At 64.7% G+C, this 26,234-nt stretch carries 26 protein-coding genes; 16 read left to right on the forward strand and 10 right to left on the reverse strand.

All coding sequences use genetic code 11. The annotated features are described in order from the left end of the window. The first annotated feature begins 12 nt into the window (after positions 1–12). Complete coding sequence (dxs, locus tag AC5Y5C_RS17050; protein WP_499974325.1) at positions 13–1,935, forward strand: 1-deoxy-D-xylulose-5-phosphate synthase; 1,923 nt, start codon at positions 13–15, stop codon at positions 1,933–1,935. On the opposite strand, the gene AC5Y5C_RS17055 is transcribed toward dxs, so the two are convergent. The 3 genes from AC5Y5C_RS17055 to AC5Y5C_RS17065 form a co-directional block, all read right to left on the reverse strand. Further along, entirely contained in the window at positions 1,932–2,591 is a 660-nt protein-coding gene (locus tag AC5Y5C_RS17055; protein ID WP_499974328.1) for a CatA-like O-acetyltransferase, read from the reverse strand. The two genes, dxs and AC5Y5C_RS17055, sit on opposite strands and share 4 nt — an antisense overlap. 68 nt (positions 2,592–2,659) lie before the next feature. Next, on the reverse strand, positions 2,660–3,862 hold the full coding sequence (locus AC5Y5C_RS17060; RefSeq protein ID WP_499974331.1) for an HRDC domain-containing protein: 1,203 nt from the start codon (positions 3,860–3,862) through the stop codon (positions 2,660–2,662). A gap of 22 nt (positions 3,863–3,884) precedes the next feature. Continuing rightward, positions 3,885–4,421 (reverse strand): DUF3000 domain-containing protein, encoded by a 537-nt coding sequence (locus AC5Y5C_RS17065; protein WP_499974666.1) that lies wholly within the window; start codon positions 4,419–4,421, stop codon positions 3,885–3,887. Between the two features lie 124 nt (positions 4,422–4,545). Here AC5Y5C_RS17065 and hemE point away from each other — a divergent pair, with 124 nt between their 5' ends. Genes hemE through hemQ form a run of 3 tightly spaced genes read left to right on the forward strand, consistent with a single transcriptional unit; the run spans position 4,546 to position 7,701 of the window. Beyond that, positions 4,546–5,628, forward strand: coding sequence for a uroporphyrinogen decarboxylase (hemE, locus tag AC5Y5C_RS17070; RefSeq protein WP_499974668.1), 1,083 nt, complete (start codon positions 4,546–4,548; stop codon positions 5,626–5,628). Next, complete coding sequence (locus tag AC5Y5C_RS17075) at positions 5,625–7,013, forward strand: protoporphyrinogen oxidase (protein ID WP_499974334.1); 1,389 nt, start codon at positions 5,625–5,627, stop codon at positions 7,011–7,013. The genes hemE and AC5Y5C_RS17075 overlap by 4 nt, the downstream gene beginning before the upstream one ends. Further along, the gene (gene hemQ, locus AC5Y5C_RS17080) at positions 7,006–7,701 is read left to right on the forward strand and encodes a hydrogen peroxide-dependent heme synthase (protein WP_499974338.1); all 696 of its coding nucleotides are present in this window, start codon (positions 7,006–7,008) and stop codon (positions 7,699–7,701) included. Before AC5Y5C_RS17075 ends, hemQ begins: the two co-directional genes overlap by 8 nt. A gap of 3 nt (positions 7,702–7,704) precedes the next feature. Here the strand turns inward: hemQ and msrB are convergent, their stop codons facing one another. The 4 genes from msrB to AC5Y5C_RS17100 form a co-directional block, all read right to left on the reverse strand. Then, the gene (gene msrB, locus AC5Y5C_RS17085) at positions 7,705–8,121 is read right to left on the reverse strand and encodes a peptide-methionine (R)-S-oxide reductase MsrB (protein WP_499974342.1); all 417 of its coding nucleotides are present in this window, start codon (positions 8,119–8,121) and stop codon (positions 7,705–7,707) included. Beyond that, positions 8,054–9,409 carry a glycosyltransferase family 87 protein gene (locus AC5Y5C_RS17090; protein WP_499974671.1) on the reverse strand — a complete coding sequence of 452 codons (1,356 nt, stop codon included), beginning with the start codon at positions 9,407–9,409 and terminating at the stop codon, positions 8,054–8,056. Before AC5Y5C_RS17090 ends, msrB begins: the two co-directional genes overlap by 68 nt. 79 nt (positions 9,410–9,488) lie before the next feature. Next, complete coding sequence (locus AC5Y5C_RS17095) at positions 9,489–11,042, reverse strand: alpha/beta fold hydrolase (protein ID WP_499974347.1); 1,554 nt, start codon at positions 11,040–11,042, stop codon at positions 9,489–9,491. Positions 11,043–11,070: 28 nt separating this feature from the next. Next, positions 11,071–11,853 carry a pyrimidine reductase family protein gene (locus AC5Y5C_RS17100; protein WP_499974351.1) on the reverse strand — a complete coding sequence of 261 codons (783 nt, stop codon included), beginning with the start codon at positions 11,851–11,853 and terminating at the stop codon, positions 11,071–11,073. 33 nt (positions 11,854–11,886) lie between these two features. On the opposite strand from AC5Y5C_RS17100, the gene zapE reads away from it, so the two are divergent. Beyond that, positions 11,887–12,963, forward strand: coding sequence for a cell division protein ZapE (gene zapE / locus AC5Y5C_RS17105; protein ID WP_499974354.1), 1,077 nt, complete (start codon positions 11,887–11,889; stop codon positions 12,961–12,963). Here zapE and AC5Y5C_RS17110 read toward each other — a convergent pair. Then, on the reverse strand, positions 12,946–13,494 hold the full coding sequence (locus AC5Y5C_RS17110) for a GNAT family N-acetyltransferase (RefSeq protein ID WP_499974356.1): 549 nt from the start codon (positions 13,492–13,494) through the stop codon (positions 12,946–12,948). The two genes, zapE and AC5Y5C_RS17110, sit on opposite strands and share 18 nt — an antisense overlap. Before the next feature lie 72 nt (positions 13,495–13,566). Between AC5Y5C_RS17110 and AC5Y5C_RS17115 the strand changes: the two genes are divergently transcribed. Next, on the forward strand, positions 13,567–14,322 hold the full coding sequence (locus tag AC5Y5C_RS17115) for an FkbM family methyltransferase (RefSeq protein ID WP_418039953.1): 756 nt from the start codon (positions 13,567–13,569) through the stop codon (positions 14,320–14,322). Positions 14,323–14,326: 4 nt separating this feature from the next. Here AC5Y5C_RS17115 and AC5Y5C_RS17120 read toward each other — a convergent pair whose 3' ends face one another. Then, positions 14,327–14,821 carry a DUF1942 domain-containing protein gene (locus AC5Y5C_RS17120; protein WP_499974359.1) on the reverse strand — a complete coding sequence of 165 codons (495 nt, stop codon included), beginning with the start codon at positions 14,819–14,821 and terminating at the stop codon, positions 14,327–14,329. Between the two features lie 131 nt (positions 14,822–14,952). On the opposite strand from AC5Y5C_RS17120, the gene AC5Y5C_RS17125 reads away from it, so the two are divergent. From AC5Y5C_RS17125 to AC5Y5C_RS17135, 3 genes are all read left to right on the forward strand, one after another. Further along, positions 14,953–15,975: an SDR family NAD(P)-dependent oxidoreductase gene (locus tag AC5Y5C_RS17125; RefSeq protein ID WP_499974361.1), complete on the forward strand. Its 1,023-nt coding sequence runs from the start codon at positions 14,953–14,955 to the stop codon at positions 15,973–15,975. After that, positions 15,957–16,391 (forward strand): SRPBCC family protein, encoded by a 435-nt coding sequence (locus AC5Y5C_RS17130; protein WP_499974364.1) that lies wholly within the window; start codon positions 15,957–15,959, stop codon positions 16,389–16,391. Before AC5Y5C_RS17125 ends, AC5Y5C_RS17130 begins: the two co-directional genes overlap by 19 nt. An 89-nt stretch (positions 16,392–16,480) precedes the next feature. Further along, positions 16,481–17,110 carry a TetR/AcrR family transcriptional regulator gene (locus tag AC5Y5C_RS17135; protein WP_499974366.1) on the forward strand — a complete coding sequence of 210 codons (630 nt, stop codon included), beginning with the start codon at positions 16,481–16,483 and terminating at the stop codon, positions 17,108–17,110. Positions 17,111–17,115: 5 nt separating this feature from the next. Here AC5Y5C_RS17135 and AC5Y5C_RS17140 read toward each other — a convergent pair whose 3' ends face one another. Beyond that, positions 17,116–18,168: an alpha/beta hydrolase gene (locus AC5Y5C_RS17140; protein ID WP_499974368.1), complete on the reverse strand. Its 1,053-nt coding sequence runs from the start codon at positions 18,166–18,168 to the stop codon at positions 17,116–17,118. A gap of 367 nt (positions 18,169–18,535) precedes the next feature. On the opposite strand from AC5Y5C_RS17140, the gene AC5Y5C_RS17145 reads away from it, so the two are divergent. The 7 genes from AC5Y5C_RS17145 (at position 18,536) to AC5Y5C_RS17175 (ending at position 26,233) form a co-directional block, all read left to right on the forward strand. Further along, positions 18,536–19,393: an SDR family NAD(P)-dependent oxidoreductase gene (locus tag AC5Y5C_RS17145; RefSeq protein WP_499974370.1), complete on the forward strand. Its 858-nt coding sequence runs from the start codon at positions 18,536–18,538 to the stop codon at positions 19,391–19,393. Further along, entirely contained in the window at positions 19,390–20,268 is an 879-nt protein-coding gene (locus AC5Y5C_RS17150; RefSeq protein ID WP_499974373.1) for an SDR family NAD(P)-dependent oxidoreductase, read from the forward strand. Before AC5Y5C_RS17145 ends, AC5Y5C_RS17150 begins: the two co-directional genes overlap by 4 nt. Then, complete coding sequence (locus tag AC5Y5C_RS17155) at positions 20,265–21,821, forward strand: flavin-containing monooxygenase (protein ID WP_499974375.1); 1,557 nt, start codon at positions 20,265–20,267, stop codon at positions 21,819–21,821. Before AC5Y5C_RS17150 ends, AC5Y5C_RS17155 begins: the two co-directional genes overlap by 4 nt. A 33-nt stretch (positions 21,822–21,854) precedes the next feature. Next, complete coding sequence (locus AC5Y5C_RS17160; RefSeq protein WP_499974377.1) at positions 21,855–23,420, forward strand: flavin-containing monooxygenase; 1,566 nt, start codon at positions 21,855–21,857, stop codon at positions 23,418–23,420. Next, entirely contained in the window at positions 23,417–23,965 is a 549-nt protein-coding gene (locus AC5Y5C_RS17165; protein WP_499974380.1) for an SRPBCC family protein, read from the forward strand. The genes AC5Y5C_RS17160 and AC5Y5C_RS17165 overlap by 4 nt, the downstream gene beginning before the upstream one ends. 70 nt (positions 23,966–24,035) lie before the next feature. Then, on the forward strand, positions 24,036–24,599 hold the full coding sequence (locus tag AC5Y5C_RS17170) for an SRPBCC family protein (RefSeq protein WP_499974383.1): 564 nt from the start codon (positions 24,036–24,038) through the stop codon (positions 24,597–24,599). After that, on the forward strand, positions 24,599–26,233 hold the full coding sequence (locus AC5Y5C_RS17175) for a flavin-containing monooxygenase (protein WP_499974386.1): 1,635 nt from the start codon (positions 24,599–24,601) through the stop codon (positions 26,231–26,233). Before AC5Y5C_RS17170 ends, AC5Y5C_RS17175 begins: the two co-directional genes overlap by 1 nt. Position 26,234 lies beyond the last annotated feature (1 nt).

A 26,234-nucleotide genomic window follows, 5' to 3' on the forward strand; every position in this document is an offset into this window, starting at 1 on the left:
TAGACTGACCTGATGCTTGACGACATCAGAGGACCGGGTGACCTGCAGGGTCTCTCGAAGCGAGAGCTGGACTTGCTCGCGGACGAGATTCGCGAGTTCCTGATCCACAAGGTCGCCGCGACCGGCGGCCATCTTGGACCCAACCTGGGTGTTGTCGAATTGACGCTGGCCCTCCATCGCGTGTTCGAGTCCCCGTATGACCCGATCGTCTTCGACACCGGTCATCAGGCGTATGTGCACAAGATCCTGACTGGACGCTCCGGAGACTTCGACACGCTGCGCCAGAAGGACGGCTTGTCGGGGTACCCCTGTCGGGCCGAGAGCGAACACGATTGGGTGGAATCCAGCCACGCGTCGACGGCACTGTCCTACGCCGATGGACTCGCGAAGGCATTCGAGCTGACCGGGCAGCGCCGCCGCCACGTCGTCGCGGTGGTAGGCGATGGCGCGCTCACCGGCGGCATGTGCTGGGAGGCTCTGAACAACATTGCCGCCGCCGATCGGCGCATCATCATCGTCGTCAACGACAACGGGCGAAGCTATGCACCGACCATCGGTGGGCTCGCCTCGCACCTGGCCGGGCTGCGGCTCACGCCCACCTACGAGAAGGTGCTTGACGAGAGCAGGAAGCTGCTGCGCGGTATGCCGGTGGTGGGACCGTTGGCATACGCCTTGATGCACAGCCTCAAGGTGGGGGTCAAGGACGCGGTATCTCCGCAGGTGATGTTCACCGATCTGGGGATCAAATACGTTGGGCCCGTTGATGGTCACGACGAGCATGCGGTGGAGGATGCGCTGCGCCGTGCCCGCGGTTACGGCGGCCCGGTCATCGTGCACGTGATTACCCGCAAGGGCATGGGGTACGCGCCTGCCGAGGACGACGAGGCCGAGCAGATGCATTCCACCGGCATCATCGACCCGAAGACCGGCCGCTCCATCAAGGCTTCGGCTCCTGGCTGGACGTCAGTGTTCTCCGATTCACTGATCGACGTGGCCAGCGAGCACCGCAATATCGTGGCGATCACCGCGGCCATGCCGGGTCCGACCGGGCTCAGCAAGTTCGGCGAGCGTTTCCCCGATCGGCTGTTCGATGTCGGTATCGCCGAGCAGCACGCCGTCACCTCCGCGGCCGGGCTCGCGATGGGCGGCCTGCACCCCGTGGTGGCGATCTACTCCACCTTCCTGAACCGCGCGTTCGATCAGGTGATGATGGACGTTGCGCTGCACCGGCTTCCGGTGACATTCGTGCTGGACCGGGCGGGAATCACCGGAAGCGACGGTGCCAGCCACAACGGTATGTGGGATCTGTCGATCCTGAACGTGGTGCCCGGAATGCGGGTCGCCGCGCCGCGCGATGCCGCGCGGCTGCGTGAAGAGCTGACCGAGGCGCTGGCAATCGATGATGGCCCGACCGCGCTGCGTTTTCCGAAGGGTGACGTCGGCGACGATATCCCGGCGATCGAGCGCCGCGACGGCGTCGACGTGTTGGCCCGGCCGGCAGGCGGCTTGCACGCCGATGTGCTGCTGGTTGCGGTCGGCCCGTTCGCGTCGACGGCATTGGCGACGGCAGAGAGGCTCGGCAAGCAGGGGATCGGGGTCACCGTCGTCGACCCCCGGTGGGTGCTACCGGTGCCTGAATATGTTGTCGGGCTGGCCCGCCAGCATCGGCTGGTGGTGACCCTCGAGGACAGCGGCGTGCACGGCGGTGCGGGTAGCGCAGTGACCAAGGCGATGCAAGACGCCGATGTGGACGTGCCGAGTCGGGGTATCGGTGTGCCGCAACAGTTCCTGGACCACGCGTCCCGGGGGCAGGTCCTTGAGCAGCTCGGTTTGACCGACCAGCACATCGCCCGAAAGATCACCGGTTGGGTGGCCGCGATGAGCCGCGAGCTCGGGGACAGCACCGTGAACCCGGCCACGCAGCAGGTCGACTAACCCCGCACCCAGTCCGGAGTGGCGAGGATTTCGCGCAGGTCTTCCACCAGACGCGCGCTGTGGAATCCGTCAGCCGCCGCATGGTGAATCTGCACTGCCAGCGGCATGATGGTGCGACCGTCCCGCTCGTGGAACTTGCCGACGGTGAAGATGGGAGCCAGATGTTCCCAGCCGGGGGCGATGGTAAGCGTGAAGCCGGAAAAGCTCGTCCATGGGATGCTAGAGATGTCGAATACATTCCGGGGCCGGGGCAATCCTTGTGGGAAAAGCGTTGAGGAGTAACGATATTCGGCCAGGAGGTCGACGACTTCGGTGTGGAATGCGTCGAAGTCGGTGGTGTAATTGGCGCTGATACCCGCGAAGGTCTCGCGATCGGGATTGAACACCGTGAATGCCGGGTCCACGATGTCCCAGATTCCTGGATTTCCTTGATCGTCGAGGGCCATGCGGAACTCCGGATAACGATTCACGACGGTCGCCAATGCCCAGATCTGTGTGGGATATGTCTTGCGGCCGGCTGCGCGAATCGCCTTGAGAAGGTCGGTGACGTTCAGCTCTACTGTCATCGAGTAGTAGGTGGGACAGCGGTCCCGATAGTGCGTGAACCACTCGTTTCGTGGCCACTGCTGCATATCGATGAGTTCAAGTGTCGCCATGGAGACCAGCAGAGCGTGTCCCGCGAGACCGTGCAACTCAGTTTTGGCCGGCGGCGAGATCGCACTGGTTAGTCGGCCAGCGCCTCGGTGAGGATGGGCGCCGCCAGCTCTCGTTGCCATGCGCGTGCGCCGTGGCCGGCGAGCAGTTCCTCGACATCCCCGTTTCCGTCCCAGTCCCAGCAGAGCCGGCGCACGATCTCCGGGGTGACGATGTTCTCCACGGGCACCGTGATCTGCTCGGAGAGCGCCGACAGGGCTGCGCGCGCGGCCTCCAGGCGCGCGTAGGCCTCGGGTTTGCGTCGCGACCATCGCGATACCGGCGGTGGCCCGACCGTAGGTTCGTTGACCGGCGGAGGGGTGGCAGCGTCGCGGGCCTTCGCCAGCGCCGCGAGCCAACGGTCGGCCTGCTGTTTCTGCCGGGGCCCGCCGAAGACCGGGAGGGCGATCAGTTCGTTACGTGTCTTCGGATCGGCCATCGCGGCTTCGACGATCGCCGAATCGGGCAGCGTCCGGCCGGGTGCAACATCGCGTGCACGCGCCAATTCATCACGGCTGAGCCATAATTCGCGGACCGCGGCCAACTGTGCGGGTTTGCGCACCTTATGGATCCCGGAGGTGCGACGCCAATTGTCCCGTCGCGTCGCGGATGCCGGCACATGCGCGAGGTACTCGAACTCCTGCCGAGCCCATTCGGTCTTGTCTTGCTCGGCGAGAACTTCGGCGACCTTCTCACTCAGCTCGATGAGCACTTCGACGTCCAGCGCCGCGTAGTTGAGCCAGTCGTCCGGCAGGGGGCGTTTGGACCAGTCGGCGGCGCCGTGTCCCTTGGCCAGCCCCAAACCCAGCAGTCGGTGCACCATTGCGGCCAGATTGACCTTCTCGAAACCGGCCAGCCGGCCGGCAAGTTCGGTGTCGTAAAGCGACGGCGGTCGCATGTCCAATTCGGCCAGGCACGGTAGATCCTGGTCGGCGGCGTGCAAGATCCATTCGTCGGCGCCCAGCACCTCGACGATCGGTCCCAGCGCGTCCGGAACATTCGTCGGATCCAGCAGCACCGTCCCGGCACCACGCCGGCGAATCTGGATCAGGTAGGCCCGATTGGAGTACCGGAATCCCGAGGCTCGCTCGGCGTCTACGGCAAAGGCGCCGGTTCCGGACGCCAAACGTTTTGCAGCCATGCGGATTTCATCCGTCGAGGCGGTGAGTGGCGGCACCCCTTCGGCGGGACGAAGCAGCGGCGTCGGTTCGGGAAGCTCAGAGTCGGTGTCCATATCTGAATCAGCAGCGTAGGCCCTAGGCGCGGTGGCGCGACCCCAGATCGGTCACACCCACCGGCGGCAGGCCGGCCGCATGCTCTAGCACCTCGCAGAACGCCTCGACGTGGGTTCCGATATCGGTGCCGGTGGCGGTCCAGGATGCCCGTAGCTCCAGCTGGTGAGCGCGCCCCGGCCCGGCGATATCGCCATAGCGGACCGAGGTGGTTGCGGTCACTGTTCCGCCCAACGCCGTCACATCCGGGGTGCGCGTATTCAACGCGTCCACCAGCCAGCTCCACGCGACCTCCGGCAGCAACGGGTCCACGGCCTCGGAGGCGTCCAGGTCCGCCTGGATGTAGGCGACCAGCCTCATGGTGCCGTTCCACGCCTCATCACCCTCGGGATCGTGCAGCAGGATTAGCCTGCCGAAGGCGTCGCCTTCGGATTGTTCGGGCACGTTATCGGTATCGAGGTGCTTGATCTCGGCGCCGAGCGCGTAGCTGAACGGAGCCAGCCGCTGCGGGGGACGAATGGTGCCCAGCTCGATCTCCGGACGCGCGGTCACGGAGTTCATCGCGTCGACCGCCGCGCGGAACGGGGCTGGTTCGGCAGACGTCACAGCAATGGACGGTAGCGCGCCGGGCCGACATGCTCCCGAAGGCGCGCCGTAGGAGGTTGCCATGGCAGCATGGGCAGTGATGACCGGATTGAACGAAGATCGCGCGACGGAGAGAAATACCCGTCGTGAGCTGCCATTTTCCCCCTACCTCGCGGCCGCCGCGGGCAGGGCTCCCAGCCACCCTCCGGTGTGGTTCATGCGGCAGGCCGGGCGTTCGCTGCCCGAGTACCGGGCGGTGCGCGCAGATCACGCCATGCTGGACGCGTGTTTTAAGCCTGAACTGGTTTGCGAGATCACGCTGCAGCCGATCCGCCGGCACCAGGTTGACGCCGCCATCTTGTTCTCGGACATCGTGGTCCCGCTCAAGGCCGCGGGGATCGATCTGGACATCGTTCCCGACGTGGGTCCCGTGATCGCCAACCCGGTCCGCACCACTGCCGATGTGGCGGGGCTGCCGCGCCTGGAGCCCGGACAGGTCGAGGCGGTCAGCGATGCCGTGCGACTGCTGGTCGCCGAGCTGGGCGCCACCCCGTTGATCGGCTTCGCCGGTGCCCCCTTCACGCTGGCTTCCTACCTTGTCGAGGGTGGCCCGAGCCGTCACCATCAGCGCACGAAGGCGCTGCTACAGGGTGATCCCCAGACCTGGCATGCGCTGATGACGGCGCTGACCGACATCACCATCGCGTTCCTGCGCGCACAGCTCGACGCCGGCGTGGACGCGTTGCAGCTGTTCGATTCGTGGGCGGGCGCACTGTCGCTGGCCGACTATCGATCTGCGGTATTACCGCACAGCACAAGGATTTTCGATGAATTTGCTAGTGCCGGCGTGCCCATGACGCACTTCGGCGTGGGCACCGCCGAGCTGCTGGGCGCGATGGGGGAGGCCGGCGCCACGGTGGTCGGTGTGGACTGGCGCACTCCGCTGGATGTCGCGGCAAGCCGGGTTGGCGCCGGAAAAGCCTTGCAGGGCAATCTCGATCCGGCAGTGTTGTTGGCCGGGTGGCCGGTGGTGGAGCGTGAGGTGCGCCGCATCGTCGGCGAGGGGCGCCAGGCCGTGGCCGACGGTGCCGCCGGGCATATTTTCAATCTGGGGCACGGAGTGCTGCCGGATACCGATCCGGCGGTACTGACCGATGCGGTGGCGCTGGTGCATTCGTTGTGACCTCCGCGGCGTCGTCGGCCTCTCCCTCCATTGCCATTGTGGGGGGCGGTATTTCGGGGCTGGCGGCCGCGTACCGGCTGCGGTGCGAGCTCGGCGATGGTGCGCGCATCACCGTGTACGACCCCGCCGAGCAGCTGGGTGGGATCCTTCGGACCATCACCCTCGGTGAACACCGGATAGATATCGGTGCCGAGGCATTCATCACGCGCCGCCCCGAGGTGCTGGACCTGCTGGACGAACTGGGACTGGCCAACCGCAAGCTCGACACCACTGGCGCGCGCCCCCTGCTCTATGCCGGGGGCGGTCTGCATCCGCTGCCCACGCGGACGGTGAACGGCATCCCGGCCTCGGCGTCATCGGTGGTCGGGCTGGTCGACGACGAGACCGTGGCACGCATCGACAGCGAGCCCCACCGCGATATGCACTGGACCATAGGGGCCGAACCCACCGTCGCCGACCTGGTCTCGCTGCGGTTCGGGCCGCAGGTGGTCGCGCGCATGGTCGATCCGCTGCTCGGCGGCGTGTACGCGGGTTCGGCCGCGACGACGGGACTGCGTACGGGGGCGCCCGGTATCGCCCGGGCGCTCGATGAGGGGGCGGGCAGCTTGCTCGCCGCGGCCCGGCAGGCGTTGCCGCCGATCTCGGACACCGGCATCTTCGGTGCCATCGATGGCGGTTACACGGTGCTAGTGGAGGAACTTTGGCGCCGCGCCCGTGCCGAGCATCGGCAGGTCGCGATCACCGGTATCGCGCGTGATGGCGATGGGTGGGCGGTTGTCTGCGGCGAACACGCGGACACTACGGCCGATCATTGTGACGCGGTCATCATCGCAGTGCAGGCGCCCCGCGCCGCGGGGATTCTGGATGCGGTGGCACCCGAGTCGGCGGCGGCGGCGCGGACCATTCCGATCGCTTCCTCGGTGGTCGTCGCGCTGACGCTGCCCGCCGATGCCCCGATTCCCGCGAATTCCGGTGTGCTTGTCGCATCGGGAGAAGCCTTGCACACCAAGGCCATAACGTTCTCGACCGGCAAATGGGGATTGCGCGGACGGAGTACCCAGGTGGTGCGGTTGTCCTATGGGCGCTTCGGCGACACGGTGGCGCGGGCCACCAGCGATGATCAACTACGGCACTGGGCCGTTGTCGACCTGGAAACCGTACTGGGGGCGTCCGTCACGCCGATCGATTCGGCGCTGGCCCGCTGGATCGACGCCATGCCGCAGTACGGTCCCGGCCACACCGAGGTCGTGGACGCGATCCGCGCCGGGCTGCCATCGGGAATCGCGGTGGCGGGCTCGTACCTGGACGGGATCGGGGTGCCGGCATGTGTGGCCTCCGCCTCTCAAGCGGTGCGAGCCACCGTGGCACGATGGGGACATGGCTAGCCTCGATTTCGACACCCTCAACTCCACCATTCGCTACCTGATGTTCTCGGTGTTTCAGGTACGCGGCCAGGGACTGGGCGAGGACCGCGATGCCGCCGCCGACGAGGTGGCCACCCTGATCAAACGGCATGAAGATGACGGTGTCGTGGTGCGCGGCATCTACGACGTGGCCGGGCTGCGCGCCGATGCCGACTTCATGATCTGGTCGCACGCTGAATCCATCGAGAAGCTGCAGGCGCTGTACAGCGACTTCCGTCGCACCACCGCGCTGGGCCGGGCCTGCACCCCGGTGTGGAGCAACGCGGCCCTGCACCGGCCCGCCGAGTTCAACAAAAGCCACATCCCGGCCTTCCTCGCGGGGGAGGAGCCCGGTGCTTACATCTGCGTGTATCCCTTTGTGCGGTCCTACGATTGGTACCTGCTGCCCGATGAGGAGCGGCGCAAGATGCTCGCCGATCACGGCATCGCCGCACGTGCGTACAAGGATGTGCGTGCCAACACCGTGCCCGCCTTTGCACTCGGCGACTATGAGTGGCTGTTGGCATTTGAGGCGCCCGAGCTGCACCGCATCGTCGACCTGATGCGCGATTTGCGTGCCACCGAGGCGCGGTTGCACGTTCGGGAGGAGACGCCGTTCTACACCGGCCCGCGTGTCTCGGCCGAGGAGCTGGTCGCGCGCCTTCCCTAGGGGTTATCGGGCGGGCTGCAACGTCAGCGAGATGGAATTGATGCAGTACCGTTGATCCGTCGGCGTGGGATATCCCTCGCCCTCGAACACATGCCCCAGGTGGCTGTGGCAGTTGGCGCACACGACCTCGACGCGACGCATCCCCAGCGAATCGTCGGTCTTCAGAATCACCGCATCCGAGTCGGCCGGGTCGAAGAACGACGGCCAGCCGCAATGGGATTCGAACTTCTCGGTGCTGCGGAACAGCTCGGCCCCGCACGCCCGGCAGGCGTACACGCCTTCGGTCTTGGTGTCGGTGTACTCGCCGACGAATGGTCGTTCGGTGCCCGCGCGGCGCAGCACCGCGAACTCCTCAGCAGTCAGGCGCTCCCGCCACTGCTCGTCGGTCAGGTTCACCTTCGGATCGTTCGATGTCGTCATCGGTCGCTGACTCCTTAGTGCCTATCCCAGCCCTCATCCAGTCTGGATCCAGCCCGTTGTCCAGTGTGCCAGCGGCCTTGGCATCGCGGTAGCGAAGCACCAGCACCATCATCACCACGATCAGCAGCAGGCACCATCCGTAGGTGATCTTCAGGTACTCCAGGGCGCGGCCCGTCGTGGGCCAATGCCCCAGCAGCCAGCGGTCCATGGAGAAGAACCCGTAGATCGCCAGCCAGGCCGGCCAGTTCCGCAGCACCGAGTTGGGCAGCACGATCGTCATGACGAACGGGAACAGCGCCATCGAGTAGTAGCCCTGGCCCAGCCCCAGCAGCAGGAACGAGGCGGTCAGCACCACACCGCCGGTGGTCAGTGCCCAGAACCGGGGGTCGCGCCGGCGGTAGTACTTGTAGAGCAGCCACACGCTCACCAGGGCGATCAGCAGGAACGCGATGCGCAGGAAGCCGATCAGCGGCTCGGGAAGCCCGTAGTACACGCCGTTGCCCGCGATCGAGCTGTTGAAGTAGTCGCGGGTCACCGTCAGGTACTTCATGGTGCGCCGGAAGTAGTCCCAGCCGTCGACGATCCTGACCTTGTGGGGGCCGAACATCGCGACGACATTGAAGAACGCGGGGATACCGATCGCGGCGGCGAAGACCCGCCACTGCCGGTTCAACAGCGGCAGCAACAGCAAGGGAGCCAAGAGCGGTTTGATGACCAGCGTCAGGCCGATCGCGACGCCCGCCCACCACTCGGAGTGCTTGTTCCCGTCCAACAGCCAGCGGAAGAACAGCACCTCCAGCAGCAGCACCACGCCGTTGATGTTGGTGAAAACGAGTGTGTTGGTCACGCTTTCGGTGCAGAACATGGCCAACAGCAGTGCGGGCGCGGCCACAGAGGCCAGCGTGAAGTTGAACAGGCGCAGCAGGAAGTAGGCCGCGATCACGATCGCGATGGTGTTGATGGTGATGAACCAGTACCGCGATGCGTCCACGGGCAGATATCCGAAGGGCGCCAGCAGCAGCGTGCCACCCGGCGGGTAGATGTAATGCGGGTCGACGTAGCCGAAGTTCTCGTTGTACACCGGCAGGTGCCGCTTGAAGGCGATGACGGCGCGGTAGACGGGCCCGAAGTCGTCGGTGATGTAGCCGTTGGTGCCCAGCACGTAACTGCGGTGGATGACCGCCATGATGGCGACGGGCCACAGCACCGACCGCAGAATGGTCGCGACCGAGGGCGGTGCAGTCGGAGGTTTCAGTGCCCGCGAGACAGAGTTCTTGAAGCCGTCCATCAGGCTTGAAAAGGACGTATCGACTGACACCACGCAGGCACCGTACCTTGAGCGCCCGGCGCAGTTCCGGCAAGTACGACTAGGCCGGGCAGAACGTGTCGGTCTCCGGGAGCTTTCCGTCGTTCAGGTAGGCGAGGGCCGGCGGCTGTGCGCATGCGGTGTAGACAATCGCACCGTGACCGATGCCCTGCCACATGACGCGCTTGCTCGCGGCCTTGGCGTTGATGATCGCCGCGGCGGTCGCCGACACTCCCTCGCTGCCGGAGATCGGGTCGTGTTGTCCGCCGAGGATCAGCACGTTGATCTTCAAGTCCTGTGGCGGGTTCGGCTTGGATCCGCTGGGCCACTGCAGGCAGTTCACCAGTTCTAGGGCTGAGGTGCGCCCGAACAGCGGGTACTGCTTGCCCCAGGCCACCACCAGCTCGCGCACCCGGTCGGGGGTGGGCCGTGCCAGCGCGTCGCTGCAGGAATTGACGAACTGCCCATCGGAATCGCGCAACGCGTTGGCCCGGTCCACCAGGGGGGTGAGCGCCTCACGGTCGGTACCGCGCGCCGCGTTGAGTGCGTTGGCAAGGTTCTGCACGACGGCGGTACCGTCGCCGACCGGATACGCCAGTGCGGTGGAGATAGCCCTTTCGACTGTCGCCCGCGACCACGGCAGTCCGCCGTTCTGGGCGCGGTTCAGCAGGTCGCCGACGGCCCCCGCGGGATCCGGCCCCAGCGGGCAGTTGTTCGCGACGCACTGTGCTGCGAACGCGTCGAATGCCGACTGCTCGCCCTTGAGCCGCTGCTCGGCGGCCGCCTCGGCGGCGATATCAGCGGCGACCGGTGAGTCGAGCAGCAGCCGGGCCAGCTTGTTGGGGTGGGATCCGGCGTAGGCCAGGGCAACTCGAGCGCCGCTGCCAACGCCCAGTAGCGCGAGGGCGGGCACATCCCATTGGGCACGCAACGCCTCGAGGTCCTCTGCGGCATGCGCGTCGTTGTACGCGGAGTCGCCGGGGGAGATGGTGTCGGTGCAGTTGGTGGTCGCGGTCTCGACGATCTTGCCCAGGCTTGCGACGGGATCGTCACCGCCGCGGTTCTGCGCCAGGTCACGCATATCCCGCAGGTCCCAGGTGTCGCGGCACGTGATCGCATCGGATCGCCCGATACCGCGGCGGTCGACGGCCACCACGGGGCGCTGCGTGAGCACCTGCGCGCCCGGGCCGTTGAGCCACGTTGCCAGCTGCACCGAGGACGGCAGATCCGAGCCGGTGGTGAATACCAGCGGGCCCGCATCGGCGGGTGTCTGGGAGGTCTTGGCGCGCACCGCGCCCAGCGTCACGCTGCCCGGCGCTCCGTTGATCGGGTCCAGTGGCGCCTTGTACTCGGCGCACTCGAGCGTGAACGTCGGCGATGTGGTGATGTTGGCGCTGCCGAGCACCTCACGGGTGCAGTCCTGCCACGACAGGTCGACCTTGGGTTTGTCGATCGAGGGCGGGCCGCTCGGCGGCGGTGCCGTGGCGGGGCCCACATTTCCGCGGCCGTCGTCCATGGCGAAATGCGGTCCCGCCGAGGGGCCGGGAGCGCACCCAGCCAGCACCCCGGTCAGCAGCTGGGCAACCGCCATCGCCCCCATCAGCCGTGCACGCATGCCGACCACAGTATCGGGTGAATCTCACTCAAGCCCGGACGTGCCGCGCGAACAGGTAGCCGTCGGCATCGCCGAGCAGCAACACTCGCCGCCACGACGTGGGCACCTCGGCGGGGCTTGTCGTGATCCGGCTGCTGCCGCCGCCGACCGTGGTGGGCGCGATGGTTACGCACAGTTCGTCGACGAGCCGCATCGTCAGCAGGGTGCCCAGCAGAGACGGGCCTCCCTCGCACAGCACGCGGGAAAGCCCGCGGCCGTGCAGCTGCGCCAGCGCCGCGCGCAGGTCGACCTTCCCGGCGTCATCGGCGACGAGGACCTGCAGATCCGACACCCGGGACACGACGTTCGCTGCCCCGGAGGCCGAGGTCACCACGACCGGCGCGACCTCGGACTCGGTGAACAACGGAATGGTTGGGTCTACCGCGCCCGAGGCCGTGACCACGGCAATCACCGGAACCTCGCTCTGCCCGCGGCCCTGTCGGCGCTGGCGCAGACCGGCCGGCAGATGCGCGCCGTGATAGCGCTCGGCCCTCACGGTCCCGGCCCCGACAAGAATCACATCGGCATTGGCACGCATTGCCGCGAACACGGCCCGGTCGCTCTCGCCGCCGAGTCCGCCGGACAAACCGGTTAGTGTTGCGGCGCCGTCCAGGCTGCCAATCATATTGGCGCGCAAGCAGAGTCCATCGGCTCGCGGGTAATCGTAAAGGTCGACCAGGTCGCCGGCATCCACCGGCGCCCCGGTGGTCAGCTGTGTGAGCTGTATCCCAGCCGGGCGCCGAATCGCCTGTTCACCGTCACTGTGGGCCACAAGGAGATCTCAACACGCCGCTACGCTGCCCGTGTGACTGATCCGCAATCGAGTGCCGCTCCGGGCCATTCCCCGTCGCTTCGCTCGCCCGGGAACCCGCAGCACCTTGCCGACCGGCACCCCACAGTCTCCAATGAGCGGCTGATTGCCCAGTTGGTGCCGCCGCCCACGTTCACGTCGGTGAGTTTCGACTCGTACCGTCCTGACCCCAACGAGCCGACGCAGGCTGCGGCCGTGGAAGCATGCCGCGCCTTCGCGCACGAGGCGACCACCCGCCGGGCGGGCAAAAAGAAGCTGTTCGGCAAGCGCGAGGTGCTGCCCGGGGTCGGGATTTATCTCGACGGCGGGTTCGGCGTCGGTAAGACCCACCTCTTGGCGTCGATTTATCACACCGTGCCCGGCCCGAAAGCATTCGCCAGCTTCGGTGAACTGACGCAGGTGGCAGGGGTTTTTGGCTTCCTGGAGTGCATCGAGCTGCTCGCGGACTACACGGTGGTGTGCATCGACGAGTTCGAATTGGATGACCCGGGCAACACGACGCTGGTGTCGCGGCTGCTCTCGGAGCTGGTGGCGCGCGGGGTGTCGATCGCCGCCACCTCCAACACGCTGCCCGAGCAACTGGGCGAGGGCCGCTTCGCGGCACAGGACTTCCTGCGCGAGATCAACACGTTGTCGGCGATCTTCAACACGGTGCGCGTCGAGGGCCCCGATTACCGCCATCGCGACCTGCCGCCGGCCCCCGAGCCGCACACCGATGACGAGCTTCGCGAACTGGCGGCCTCCATCGACGGCGCCACCTTCGACCAGTTCGACGATCTGTGCAAGCACCTGGCGAGCATGCATCCGTCGCGGTATCTGACGCTGATTGAAGGCGTGTCCGCTGTCTTCGTTGCGGGCGTGGAGCAGGTGCACGATCAGGCGGTGGCGCTGCGGATCGTTGCCCTGACCGACCGCCTCTACGACGCGGGTATCCCGGTGGAGGCTTCGGGGGCGAAGCTGGACACGATTTTCGACGACGAGATGGTTGCCGGCGGGTTCCGCAAGAAGTACCTGCGTGCCACCTCACGGCTGCTGGCGCTCAGCGCGGCTCCGCTACCTGGCCGCGACTGATCCGGCACTGATCCGGCACTGCATGACGTAATCGTTCTCCAGGCGCTCGCCCACCTGGAAGGTTTTCGTGCCGCTGCGGTTGAAGCCGTGTTTGGCGTAAAAGCGTTGCGCACGTTCATTTTCCTGGTTGACACCCAGCCAGACCCCGATCGCCCCGCAGGCGGCGGCTTCGGTAAGGGATGCGGTCATCAACGCGCCCGCCACGCCCGCCTGGTGGAATTCGGGCAGCACGTACATCTTGGAGAGCTGCATCGCGGGCCGCAGCGTGACGGCCCGCTGTACGTCGGGATCCTCGACCACGCCGTTGACCAGCATCGAGTACCCGACGATGACCTCGTTCTCGCGTGCCACCAGCACGCGGTGCGCGCGGATGTACTCGTCGAACTTGCCCGTGCTGAGATTGGCCGCGATGAATGCCGCGATGTCCTCCGCTGTCGACGACGCGGGACACGCGAGGGGGAAGGTGCGGGCGGCGACGGTGGCGAGTTCGGCGCTGTCGGCAGCCGTCGCGCTGCTGACCTGAATCGGCATGACCGGCACGCTACCTATACTTGGCGCGGTTCCGAGACTGCGACCATGCTGACCAACCCTGAGGAGCACCATATGACGCGGCGCGTGACGGCCTTCGGCGAGATTCGTGACGCCGTGGTGGGGCAGGGCCTGCGCACTCTCGCTCGCACCACACCGTGGGTGGAAACCGAGCTGGTGGGTATCGCGCAGGTGGTCAAGCCCGGGGACGTGTGCCTCGATGTGGGTGCCGCTGCCGGCTTCTACACCGCGGAGCTGGCGCGTCTGGTGGGCGCCGACGGCCTGGTATACAGCCTGGAGCCGCTGCGGTTCGCCCACGCCACGTCGTCGGCGGCCCTGGGGCTGCGTAGCGCACAGAATGTGCGCCGTCACGCCGTGGCGCTCGGCACCAACCCGGGTGAACAGGTCATGAGCGTTCCACTGCGCAACGGCAAGCCGATCACCGGACGGTCCTTCGTCGATGCCGGGGCCGACGGGCTGGGGTCGAATGCCGAGTTCGATGAGCACATCCGGGTGGTCGTGGATACCGAGACGTTCGATGGGTTCTGCGACCGGCTAAGCATCAAGCGGATCGATTTCGTGAAGATCGATGTCGAGGGTGCCGAACTCGACGTTCTGGTCAGCGGTGAGAAGACCCTTGAGCGGACCCGTCCGGCGATGATGCTGGAGGTAGAGGATCGCCACATGGAGCGGTTCGGGCGCACCGCCGAGGACATCGTCGCGTGGTTTACGGCGCGGGATTATCGGATGTCGGTATGGAGCGCAGACTCCTGGCGGCCCGTGGACAAGGTCACCGAGAACTTCCGGAACTACCTGTTCCAACCCCGCTGAGAGATCAGAGGTCCCACTGCGCCAGGTGGACTTGGGTCTGCGACGAACGCAGCACGATGTGGCGCACCGGTCCGCGGTAGACGTCCCAGTACACCGCCCCGCTCACGCTCGAACCCTGTGGCGCGTTTCGCAGGGCATAGTTCAGATCGTCGGGCTCGTCGGTGCGCTGGGGCTCGTAGGCATCCCCGGTTTCCGGTGAGACGCCGCCGAGCTTGAGCGCCATCAACAACGCATACGCGTTGGGTACCTTGGTCGGCCGGATGGTCACGTACGCCTTCCAGATGATGCCGCGTGGGGGAGCCATTCCGGCCGGGACACCGGTGGGTTCGATGTTGTGCACGGTGACGTCGGCGCCGATGGTGCCGTAGTCGAAATGCAGCGTCTCGCCGATATGCCCGATGGGTGCCGCCCGCTCGGGTTGTGCGGTCGCCGTCGGAGCCAAGGCCAGGGCGATGGCGGTGAGCACGGCGATGAGCTGGAAGGCAGGGCGTAGACGCACCCAGCGATCTTGGCACACGTCGTGCCCCGGCCGGTGCGGCATGGCTCTTCGGCATTCGCCCGGTAGGAACGCGCTGACAACCTACGATGTCCTGATGGGAGCGGTCCGCCACACCGGAGGGGACGTGAAGTATGCGCGTATTGGTCACTGGCGGTACCGGATTCGTGGGCGGATGGACGGCGAAGGCCATTGCCGATGCCGGACACCAGGCCCGCTTTCTGGTGCGTAAGGAAGCTCGCCTGCACACCACGGTGGCGACGCTCGGGGTCGACGTATCCGACTACACCGTCGGCGATATCACCGATCGGGGCTCGGTCGAGGCCGCGCTCGAGGGATGCGATGCGGTGCTGCACAGCGCGGCCATGGTCAGTACGGATCCCCAAGAAGCCGACCGGATGATGGCCGTAAATCTTGAGGGCACCCAGAACGTTCTCGGGACGGCTGTCGACCGGGGCCTCGATCCGATAGTGCACGTTTCCAGCATCACCGCGCTGTTTCGGCCCGGTCTGGAAACCTTCGAGGCCGACCTGCCCGCGGCCGGCGGTAGCGACGGATACGGCCGGTCCAAGGCGAAGGTCGAGCTGTACGTGCGCGACTTGCAGAAGTCTGGTGCACCGGTGACGATCACCTACCCCGGCATGGTGCTGGGTCCGCCCGTCGGCGATCAATTCGGTGAGGCCGCCGAGGGCGTGCGCTGGGTCCTGCTGATGCGGTCGGTCCCGGGACGCAGTGCGGCATGGCTGGTGGTCGACGTCCGAGATCTTGCCGCCGTGCACGCCGCACTGCTGCAGCCTGGGCGGGGTCCGCGGCGGTACACCGCGGGCGGTCATCGGCTGGAAGTGGATGAGCTGGTGAATCTGTTGACCGATGCGGCCGGCAGTACGGTGCTGGCCGTCCCGGTGCCCGACTTCGCGCTGCGCGCGGCGGGGACGGTGATGGACCAGATCGGCCGATACGTGCCGCTGGGAACCCCGATGACAGAGGCAGGCATGCAGTACTACACGCAGATGCCCGCGTCCGATGACTCACCCAGCGAGCGCGAACTGGGCGTTGCCTACCGCGACCCACGGGAAACGTTGGCGGACACCATTGTCGCGTTGCGCAGCCAGAAGACCGCCTCGAGATTGTTTGGCTTATGGCCCTTCTCCGAATAGAGCGCACCAGTGCGCTGTCCGCCGCCCAGGCATTCGCGCGGATCACCGACTGGGCCCGGCACAGCGAGCACATTCCCCTGACGACAGTATCCGTGACGAGCGATCCACCCACGGGAGTGGGCACCACGTTTGTGGGTCGAACAGGGCTGGCGGGCATAGGTTTTGACGACCCGATGACGGTGACGCAGTGGCAGCCGCCACAGGAGGAGAAGCCTAGTCGTTGTCGACTGGAGAAGACGGGGACGCTGATCCTCGGGTGGGCTGAGATCGAAGTGCAGGTGCAGGGCGATGGCTCACGCGTCGTCTGGACCGAGGAGGTGAGCATTCGAGGCCTGCCGCGCATCTTCGACCGGTTGGCACAGGTCGGCGGGCAGTGGATGTTTGGTCGCGCGATCGACCGCCTGCTGCATGTCTAGTCACGTGCGTAGCCGGTCATATCCAGATAATATCGCTATCTAGATTATCGGGACGGGCAGATCGCTTCGCCTCTGTCGAGGATTGGAGAATGCTGTTGGCTACTCGAAAGGTCCTGACACGTGCTGAAAGTCAGGCTCAGACCAAGCATGAGCTGCTGGATGCGGCCGAGGCTCTGTTTCTTGAGAAGGGTTATCACGCGACGTCGATCTCTGCCATCGCGGCCGAGGCGGGCCGCACTATCGGGGCGGTGTACAGCAATTTTGATAACAAGGAAGAGCTGTGCTTGGAGGTGCTCAAGTCCAGATATTTGAACGAGCTGACCCGATTCATGAGCAAGGTGGCCGAGTCCGATGGCTCGGTGGAAGGGCGACTTGCCGCACTGACGTCATGGATTTCAGAACTGACCGATGAGACGCGATTTGTGATTCTCACGGCCGAATATCTGACCAGCACCTTCAGCGACGAGGGTCAGACTGCCGCCAACCGCGAACTCCTCGATCGCATCAGGGGTTCGGTGGGTGTGATCATTGAGGACGCACTCCCGGACGATGTGGCTGTATCCGATCCGCTAGTGCAAGAGGGGATTAACAGCACACTGTCAACGGCTGTTGGCCTGGGCGTCAGTAGGGCCGCAGGCCTGATCGACGGCGACGCGGTGGCTACGATGATGGCCGGAACGCTTCGAATGTGGATCGATCGCATCCGGCAGGAGTCGTGAGACCTTCATGCCGAAGTCCGCATGTTCGGGTCAACGGCACGTGGCACGCCGATGCGATCTCTGATGAACGCGGCGATGTCTGCCACCGCTTGACGTGCATCCGGTATGACGTCGGCAGCAACCTGGAATACGTGAAACGCGTTGTCCCATATCTGTAATGTGACCGGCACGCCCGCCTCGGCGCACCGTTGTGCGAGTTGCTCGGCGTCCACCCTAAGCACCTCGGTGGATGCGACCTGGATCAGCACCGGGGGTAGGCCGGCCATCTGGTGATTGACCGCAGACCAGGCGGGGTCGAGTACACCTTCGATTTCCACGCCCCATTTGACCGGCAGCGCATAGGCGCGCGCAGGCAGCAGTGCATCGGTGCGGTCGTTCGGGTGCGCGATGCGCGCAGCTGAGTCGTAGTCTGCCCAGGGAGCGAGCGCAGCGATACCGCCAGGCATCGGTAACCCGCGGTCACGCAGGGCCAATGCCAGCGAAAATGCCAGCCCGCCGCCCGCCGAATCGCCGGCGATCACGATGCGCTCGGCGGGAAAGCCTTGAGCGAGAAGGTATACATAGGCATCAAGGCAGTCCTCGAGGGTTTCGGTAACGTGAGCCTGCGGTATTTGCCGGTAGTCCACGTTCAGCAGCGCTACCCCGGATTCCCGTGCGATTCGTGCAACGTGGCGGCGATGGCTATTGAGCCCGCAGGCGATCAGCCCGCCGCCGTGCAGGTACAGAATCGCCGATTCCTGTGATGTATCGGGGTCGGCGGTCTCCTTGTCCCACACCCATTCGGCACGAAAGTTCGGAAATGTGACACGGCGTAGTCGGGTTCCCCGGCGCGGCCGCAGAGGGTAGAGCACCGGGTCTGCGAATCGGCACACGAACACGAGCGCTTGTGTCGGTACCAGCTGATGCTCGTCGATCCAGACGGCGAGTTCCATAAACCGCCGGGCGGTCGCGTAGAGCGCAGCGCCGAGCATCCGGAGTCGCAGGCTGGCCCGGCGCGGAACCTCGGCGGTGACCCACTGCCGTGGCAGTCCGGCAGGGAGGTCGGTGGAATGGGTCATGGCGGATCTCCATTGATCGAGGAGCCGGCCTTCGGCGCCTACGGCGAGTTGGATAGTGCAGTTATACAGATAATGTCATGATCTGTACGGCGGATTGCCCGATGTGGTCGCATCTCGCGCGGCTCTGCCCCGCCGTCCGTCGTTGCGTTTACGCAACATTGCTGCCATAGAGCGGACTAATTCCTCGGAACCTGCGCATTGGCCTGCATGCTGCCACCTTCGCGGCCAATCGTGCGTAGGTCGGTGTTGGTCGTACGGTAGGAGGCCTCGAGATTTCAAAAAACTTAGTAATCCGGATTGTATGATTATCCGAAGGGCGCTATTGTCCGTGGGGAGCGATCACGTACACATGACGAGGGAGTCCTGAATGACCGTGGCAGTGATAACGGGTGCCGGGAGCGGGATTGGCCGGGCAACCGCGCAGCGTTTCGCGCGCAAGGGGGCTGTCGTGATCGTCTCCGATATCAACGAGATGACCGGCAACGAAACGGTCGAGCTGATCAGGGGAAAAGGCGGCAACGCGGTATTCCGTCGCCTCGACGTGGGCAATGTGCAGGAGTGGGAGGCCTTCGTGGCGTGGGTGTGCGCCGAGTTCGGCGTGCCCGACGTCGTGGTCAACAATGCCGGAATTCTGATTGGCGGTGGTTTCCTGGAGCAGACCGGGGATGACTGGCGCCGTATGACCCAGATCAATCTGATGAGCCCCCTAATCGGCTCCCGGTTGTTCGTCGAGCGCATGGTCGAAGCGGGAGTTCGCGGGCACATCGTGAACGTGGCGTCGGTCGGCGCCTTCCTGCCGAACGCCATCGCGCCGTCCTACGTCACGGCCAAGGCCGGCGTGTGGTTTGGCTCGCAGGCGCTGCGCTCCGAATTTTCCCCTCAGGGGATAGGCGTCAGTGCCATATGCCCCGGACTCATCCGAACCAGTTTGGGTGCCAACGGAACCCGGGGTGGTACGAACCGTCTGGAAAGTGAGGCATGGTCGGCAAAACTCGCTGCTGCGCATCGTCTTTGGGTGCGACCTCCTTCTCGGGTGGCCGCCGCGATCGATCGCGCGGTGCGGTTCAACCTCGCCACGGTACCGGTGGGGGCAGAAGCATGGCTGATTTGGTTCCTCTACCGCTTGTCCCCGGCACTCGTGCGCCGCAGTAGTTCGCTGATCCGAATGTCCCTGGCCGACAAAGCGGTCGAATTCTCCGACAAGGTCTTGGGAGGCAAGCGATGAAAACTGTCATCATCACCGGGGGTGCGGCGGGGATCGGCAAGGAAACCGCGAAGTTGTTCGCCCGCAAGGGCAACCGAGTCATCATCGCCGACATAGACGAGGCGGGCGCGGAGAGCACCGCCGCCGAGATCAAGGCCGCGCATGGTCATGCCGTGCCCTACCGACTGGATGTGAGCAGCGAAAGCGAGTGGGAGCACTTCGGCACCTGGGTCCAGACACAGTTCGGTACCGCAGACGTGCTCGTGAACAACGCCGGAGTGATGGACCTCGGTGGCTTCGTGGAGACCTCGGCGGCGCAGTGGCAGCGGACGATCGATATTGACCTCATGAGTGTGGTCTACGGGTCAAAGGTGTTCGCGCGGCAGATGATCGATCACGGCGTGCGGGGTCATATCGTCAACATCGCCTCCGGGGCGGCTTTCCTGCCCTCGAAGCTCATCAGCGCATATGGCGTGGCCAAGCATTCGGTACTGATGGCATCGCAGTCGCTGCAGGTAGAGCTGCGACAGCACGGCATCGGTGTCACCGCGATTTGTCCCGGAGCCATCCGCACCAACTTGATGGCACACGGCGAACGGCACGGCCTCACCGGGGACCGGCGAGAAGAGTGGCGCGCGGACATGGCTTCGGTGCAGACCGGGTTGGCGATGGCGGGGCCGGAGAAGGTCGCCCGTGTCATCGAGCGCGCGGTGCGGCGCAATTGGGTAGTCGTACCGGTCAATGTCGAGGCGTGGGTTGGCTATTACGTGATCCGGCTCTCACCGGGTGTCATCCGTTTTGTCACCACGCATCTTTCGTTTGATTTTCTGGAAGGCTTGCTCGAACGCGCCCGGCCCATCATCCATCGCATCGGCAGCAGGGGGTCACGCGCATGACTCAGCACATCGACCATGAGGTCCTCATCGTAGGAGCGGGTTTCGGTGGTATCGGCGCCGCCGTGCAGCTCACCAAGGAGGGAATCGACGACTTCCTCATCATCGACAAGAACGCCGGCATCGGAGGTACCTGGTGGGCCAATACCTACCCCGGTGTGGCGGTCGACATCCCATCCATCTACTACAGCTTTTCCTATGAGCCACCCAAGAAGTGGACGCGGATGTTCGCGCCGGGTCACGAGGTGCAGCAGTACGCAGAACAGGTCGTAGACTCCTTCGCCCTGCGCCCCAAGATTCGATTGAAGACGGCGGTTATCGGCGCGGACTGGGATGAAGACCAACATGTGTGGCGGGTCCAGTTGGACTCTGGCGACACCTTGGTGGCGCGCTTCGTGATAGGGGCGGTCGGGGCGCTGGAAGTGCCGAATCTGCCGGACATCAAGGGGGTCGGCACCTATGGAGGCAAGATCGTTCATACCGCGAGCTGGGATCACGACTTCGACTACCGGGGCAAGGTGATTGCCGTGATCGGCACGGGAGCCACCGCGCTGCAGTTGATTCCCGAGCTGGCGGACCGGGCCAGACACCTCACGGTGTTTCAGCGCACGCCGATCTGGGTTGCGCCGAAGCCCGACTTCCCGATACCGGACATCGTGAGCGCCGCATTGCTGCGGATGCCGCTGGTACGACGGGGGATTCGCGCGGTCGTCACTCTTGCCATCGACTTTGGTCTTACCGGTATCGGAGTGTTTCACGAGCGCGTACCGTTCGTGGTCGATGCCCTGCGGCGTGGCGGAGCGGCCGGATACCGTCGATGGTTGCAAGGCAATCCCCAGCTTGCCGAGCAGCTGACACCGAGTTACGCGCCCGGGTGTAAACGGCCGTCGGTGTCCAACCGGTATCTCCAGACCTTCACGCGGCCCCATGTAGACCTCGTCACCGAGCCCATCCGCGAGATTACCGAGACCGGAGTCATCACCGAGGACGGGCTGGTGCACGACGTCGACGTTCTGGTGTGCGCCACCGGATTCAAGGTTATGGCCAAGGGCTACACACCGCCCTTCCCTGTCCGTGGTGTCCACGGTCTCGATATCAGCGACTACTTCCACAACAACCGCTACCAGGCATACCAAGGCGTGTCGGTGCCGCGGTTTCCGAACTTCTTCTTGATCACCGGCCCTTATGGGTTCGCCGCCGGGTCGTATCTTGCGATGATCGAATGCACCAGCCGGCATGCGGCGCGTGCGATAGCGGAAACCCGACGCCGGGGATCAACACGGGTAGAGATCAAGCAGAAGCCGCACGACGCCTACTACGAGAAGAGTCGTCGCCGTGCCGAGCAGACCATGTGGCTGTCACCGGCGTGCGAGGGCTCCAATACGTACTACGTGAACTATCAGGGTGATGCTGCCGCGATACGGCCGAGTACTCATCTCGAAATGTGGTGGGGTAATAAGCATTTCCCGTTCGATCACTACTCATATGCTCGTTTGGCCTCCGGTACCGATGGTTCGGCCGACAGGCAATCGGCCGTCGTCGGGTCAACGAACTGATACGGCTAAGAAACTCATCGGAGGTAGGACTGTATGACCGAAGCTAGTCAAGAGCCACAGTATGAAGTCGCAGTCATCGGTGCCGGTCCGGCCGGTATTGCCGCAGGGGCGAAGCTGCGAATGGCCGGTATCGACAACTTCGTGATCATCGAGCGTTCCGAGGACGTCGGCGGTAGCTGGCATGAGAACCATTATCCCGGCTTGGGCGTCGATATACCGGGAATTGCGTACCAGTACTCGTTTGCACGGAACCCCAAGTGGTCCAGGTTCTTTCCATACGGCGCCGAGGTCAAGCAATATCACGTAGACGTCGCGGATCGCTTCGGGTTGTATGAGCGCACACGCTTCAATTGCAATGTCGAACGCGAGGTCTGGGACGACGCGGGGCGTTTCTGGACGCTGCACATGCACGACGGAACAACCGTCACCGCACGCTTCCTCATCAGCGCGGTAGGTGCCTTCGTGCGCCCTAAGGAGGATGTTGGCATACCAGGTGCAAAATCGTTCAAGGGCAAGGTGTTGCGGCCCAGTTCGTGGGACGACAACTATGACCTGAGTGGTAAGACTGTCGGCATCATCGGCACGGGAGCCAGCGCGGTGCAGATTGTTCCGTCAATTGCGCTCCAGGTTGATTCCCTCACCGTGTTCCAGCGCACCCCGGTATGGTCGATTCCGAAGCCGGACTTCGTGGTTCCTCGGTATCTGCAGCGTGTGCTGTCCATTCCCGGCCTGGTCAAGGTGGTTCACGGCGGCGCGCTCGTGGTCATGGACCTGCTCTTCCGGGCGGTGTCCAAACCACCTATGCCGGTGATTCGTCCTGTGATGGACAAATTCGATGCGCTGACGATTGCCGCCTACCGTCGATACGTCAACTGGGTGGTGACCGATCCCGCAACGGCCGCCAAGCTCACGCCCAACTTCGGGGCCATCGCCAAACGCCCCACCATGTCGAGCACATACCTGAAGGCCTACAACAGGGCGAATGTTTCGCTTGTCACCGATCCGATCGAGAAGATCACGCCGACCGGCGTGAAGACCCGTGACGGCGCGCTGCACAAGTGCGACGCCCTGATCCTTGCCACCGGCTACGAGGTGTTCTCCGATCCCGAGACCTACCGTCCGGGAACGATTGTCGGTCGCGACGGCTTCGATCTGGCAATGTTCTATCGGGAAGAAGGACTGCAAGCCTACGAGAGTGTTTCGGTGCACGGGCTGCCCAACCGGTGGACGCTCGTCGGGCCGTACTCGTGGACCGGATCGGGCTGGCACTCCTTCGTCGAGATGACAGCCGACCACGCCATACGCGCGATCACCGAGACGCAACGGCGGGGTGCCGCCGTCTGCGAGATCCGCAGGGATGCTGCGCAGGCCTACCACCACGAGACGCTCGCGCGCACCGAAGGGTTCCGGTACTACATGGCCGAACTCAATGGTCACGTACCGACCTACTACCGAAACTCGCAAGGGGACACGACGTATCTGCGCCCGGCGGGCTTCTTCGAGGCCAGCCGACGTAATCGTAGGTTCCCGCTCGATGACTACCGCTACGAGGTCGCGGTCGAGCATTGGGGCCCAACCGAACTCGTAGCGAACACGTGACGTCGGAAGAAGCCATGGCATCTCCCGGTATTCTGCAGCGTCATTGGCCGACCGAACCGGTCGATGACTCGACATTTGAATCGGCGCCGCTGGTCTTTATATCCGAGGTCGTCTTCAATGCCCCGGTCGACGTTGTGTGGGAAGTGTTTGACAGCGATGCGGCGTGGGAATGGCTGCCTTTCTCATGGCTGCAACTGTGCGGCGCGGGCGTCAAATACCTGACGCCGGAACGCGGTGTCGGAGCGATCCGTGAGATGGGCAGTGTGCATGGCATCTGGCGCAATTGCTGGATCGAGCACGAAAGGTTCTGGCGGTACGAACCGTACACGCGCGTGTCTTACGGCGTGGTGAGCAGCAACTGGATGCAGCACGCCTTTGTGCGGCAGTATGCCGAACATCTCTGGTTCGACGACACAGCTGACGGACGCACGCGTGTCACATGGCAGATCGCGCTGAAGCTGCGTGGTGTGTTCAGACTCGGCCACTATCTCGGTCCCATCTTCAGATTCGTCTATCGCTTTGCACTAGGGCAAGCACGTGGATAGATCGCCGAACACCGGCGACTGCTGGAGCAGTAGCACGGCATGGCAACAACGATGTTGGAGGTCTGAATTGATGTTCAAGATACGTCTGAAGGGCGACGTGGGCGCGACGGACGGTGCGGCGATTGTCGTCAAGACCGTGCACAATTTTGAGTTCACTTCGGACGAGGTGTTCGAGGCGATCGATAGCGACGAGGCTTGGCGGTGGCTGGCGCCGTGTTGTGGGGTCCAGTACCTCACGCCCTCCCACGAGGGGGAGCGTCGCGGTGTGGGGATGACGCGCCACATGGGTGCCGTTCGGCGGCCACTGCGGTGGGTGTGGCGCCAGCACGAAGTATTCACGGCATATGAGGCGGGCAGGCGGGTCAAATACGAAGCGACACAAGCCACATGGCCGCTGCTACGGCTATGGGTCGAGGAGTACGTCGTCGAACCGACATCACCGACGTCATGCAGCTTGACCTGGACAGTCTGGTGGACGCCCATTCTCATCGGCGGGCTGCCGCTGAGGTGGACCGAGCCGATCATGCGGTGGATCTTCACGCTGTCGATCCGCCCGGGCCTGCGCAGGCTCGTCCGAAGGCGAACCCGCCTCCGCGCGGCGATTGGTCGCACCGAGACAAAGGAGTCACCTTAGTGGTCGGGAACGGTCAACGCCCGCAGCCCGATGTCGAAGTTGCCGTCATCGGCGGTGGCCTCAGCGGTATCGCGGCAGCAGTCAGTCTGAAACGTGCTGGAATCAGCGATTTCGTGGTCATCGAGCGGGCCGCGGATATCGGCGGAACATGGCGCGACAACACATATCCGGGCGTTGCGGTCGATATCCCGTCCATCGCTTACCAATTCAGCTTCTATCGGAACCCCAATTGGTCCCGCGTCTTTGCCCCAGGCGCGGAGGTGCACGCCTATCACCTAGACGTTGTCGACCACTTCGGAATCCGCGCCCACTTCCGTTTCGGCCGTGAGGTTTTGTCGGAAGTCTGGGACGAAGAACAGCGATGGTGGCGGTTGGAGTTGGAGGGAGGGGACACCCTTACCGCGCGATTCGTGATCTCCGCGCTGGGTCCGTTCATCAATCCCAAGCCGGTCGGCAACGGCATCGAGGGTTTCGAGGCCTTCGAGGGCGACGTGCTTCTACCCGCGCACTGGCCGGATGGCTATGAGGTCCGGGGAAAGCGTGTTGCCGTGGTCGGTACCGGAGCGACCGGCGTGCAGCTTGCGGGTCATATCGCCGATGAGGTCCAAGCGATGGCGGTGTTCCAGCGGACTCCCGTCTACTGCGTGCCAAAACCCGACTTCGCCGTTCCACGGTGGCTGCGCACGGCACTGCGGATTCCGGGCGTGAGCACCGGGATGCATGGGATCGGGCTGGGGATCGTGCACGTTCTGTCGTGGCTGCTGCTCAATATCCCCGGAGCGGTTATGCGACCGCTCATGCGCGGATTCGACTCCGGCGCGCGGCGCCTATACCGAAAGTATCTGCGGGCCGTCGTGAACGATCCGCTCACCGCTGACCGACTGGCCCCCACCTTCGGGCTTTTCGGCAATCGTCCAACATTGAACTCAACATTTCCGCGGGCCTTCAACCAGCCGGGGGTTGACTTGGTGACGGTGCCGATCGACCGGGTTGTTCCGCGGGGCGTACGGACAGTTGACGGGGCAGTCTTCGAATGCGACTGCATCATCAGTGCCACCGGGTGGCAACTGTTTAGCGAACCTGCGACATATCCGTCCGGGCGTGTGGTGGGCGTCGACGGTGTGGATCTGGGCCAGTGGTGGGGTGAGAACGGGATGCAAGCGTACGAGTCGGTGGCGGTGCCCGGCTTCCCGAATCGATGGATCATCGTTGGTCCGTATTCGTGGACCGGCACCGGGTGGCATGGCCTTGCTGAGAATGCGGTGCGGCACGCGGTGCGGGCGATCGGCTTGGCTCGACAGCGGGGAGCCGACCGGATGGAGGTCCGGCGAGACGCGCTACGCCGGTTCATGGACCTGATGTGGCGCAACGGAGAAAACCTCCGGTACTACTTCACCGAACTGAACCGTGGGGTGCACTCGTATTTCGTCAACAGTGCGGGCGAGATCCCTATCCTGCGTGCGACTTCGATCCTTGCCGCACGCAGGGCGTCGCGGCGCTTCCCTGCGGATGACTACGAATTCGCGGCCCCATCAAGGTTCCTGACGTTGGTGCCGGAGCAGACAGGAAATAATGTGAAATCTGCCCGTGGGCTTGGTTCACTGGACGAGCCGTCCGTCGAACGGAGCATCTGAG

Source organism: Mycobacterium sp. NGS15 (assembly GCF_059813245.1).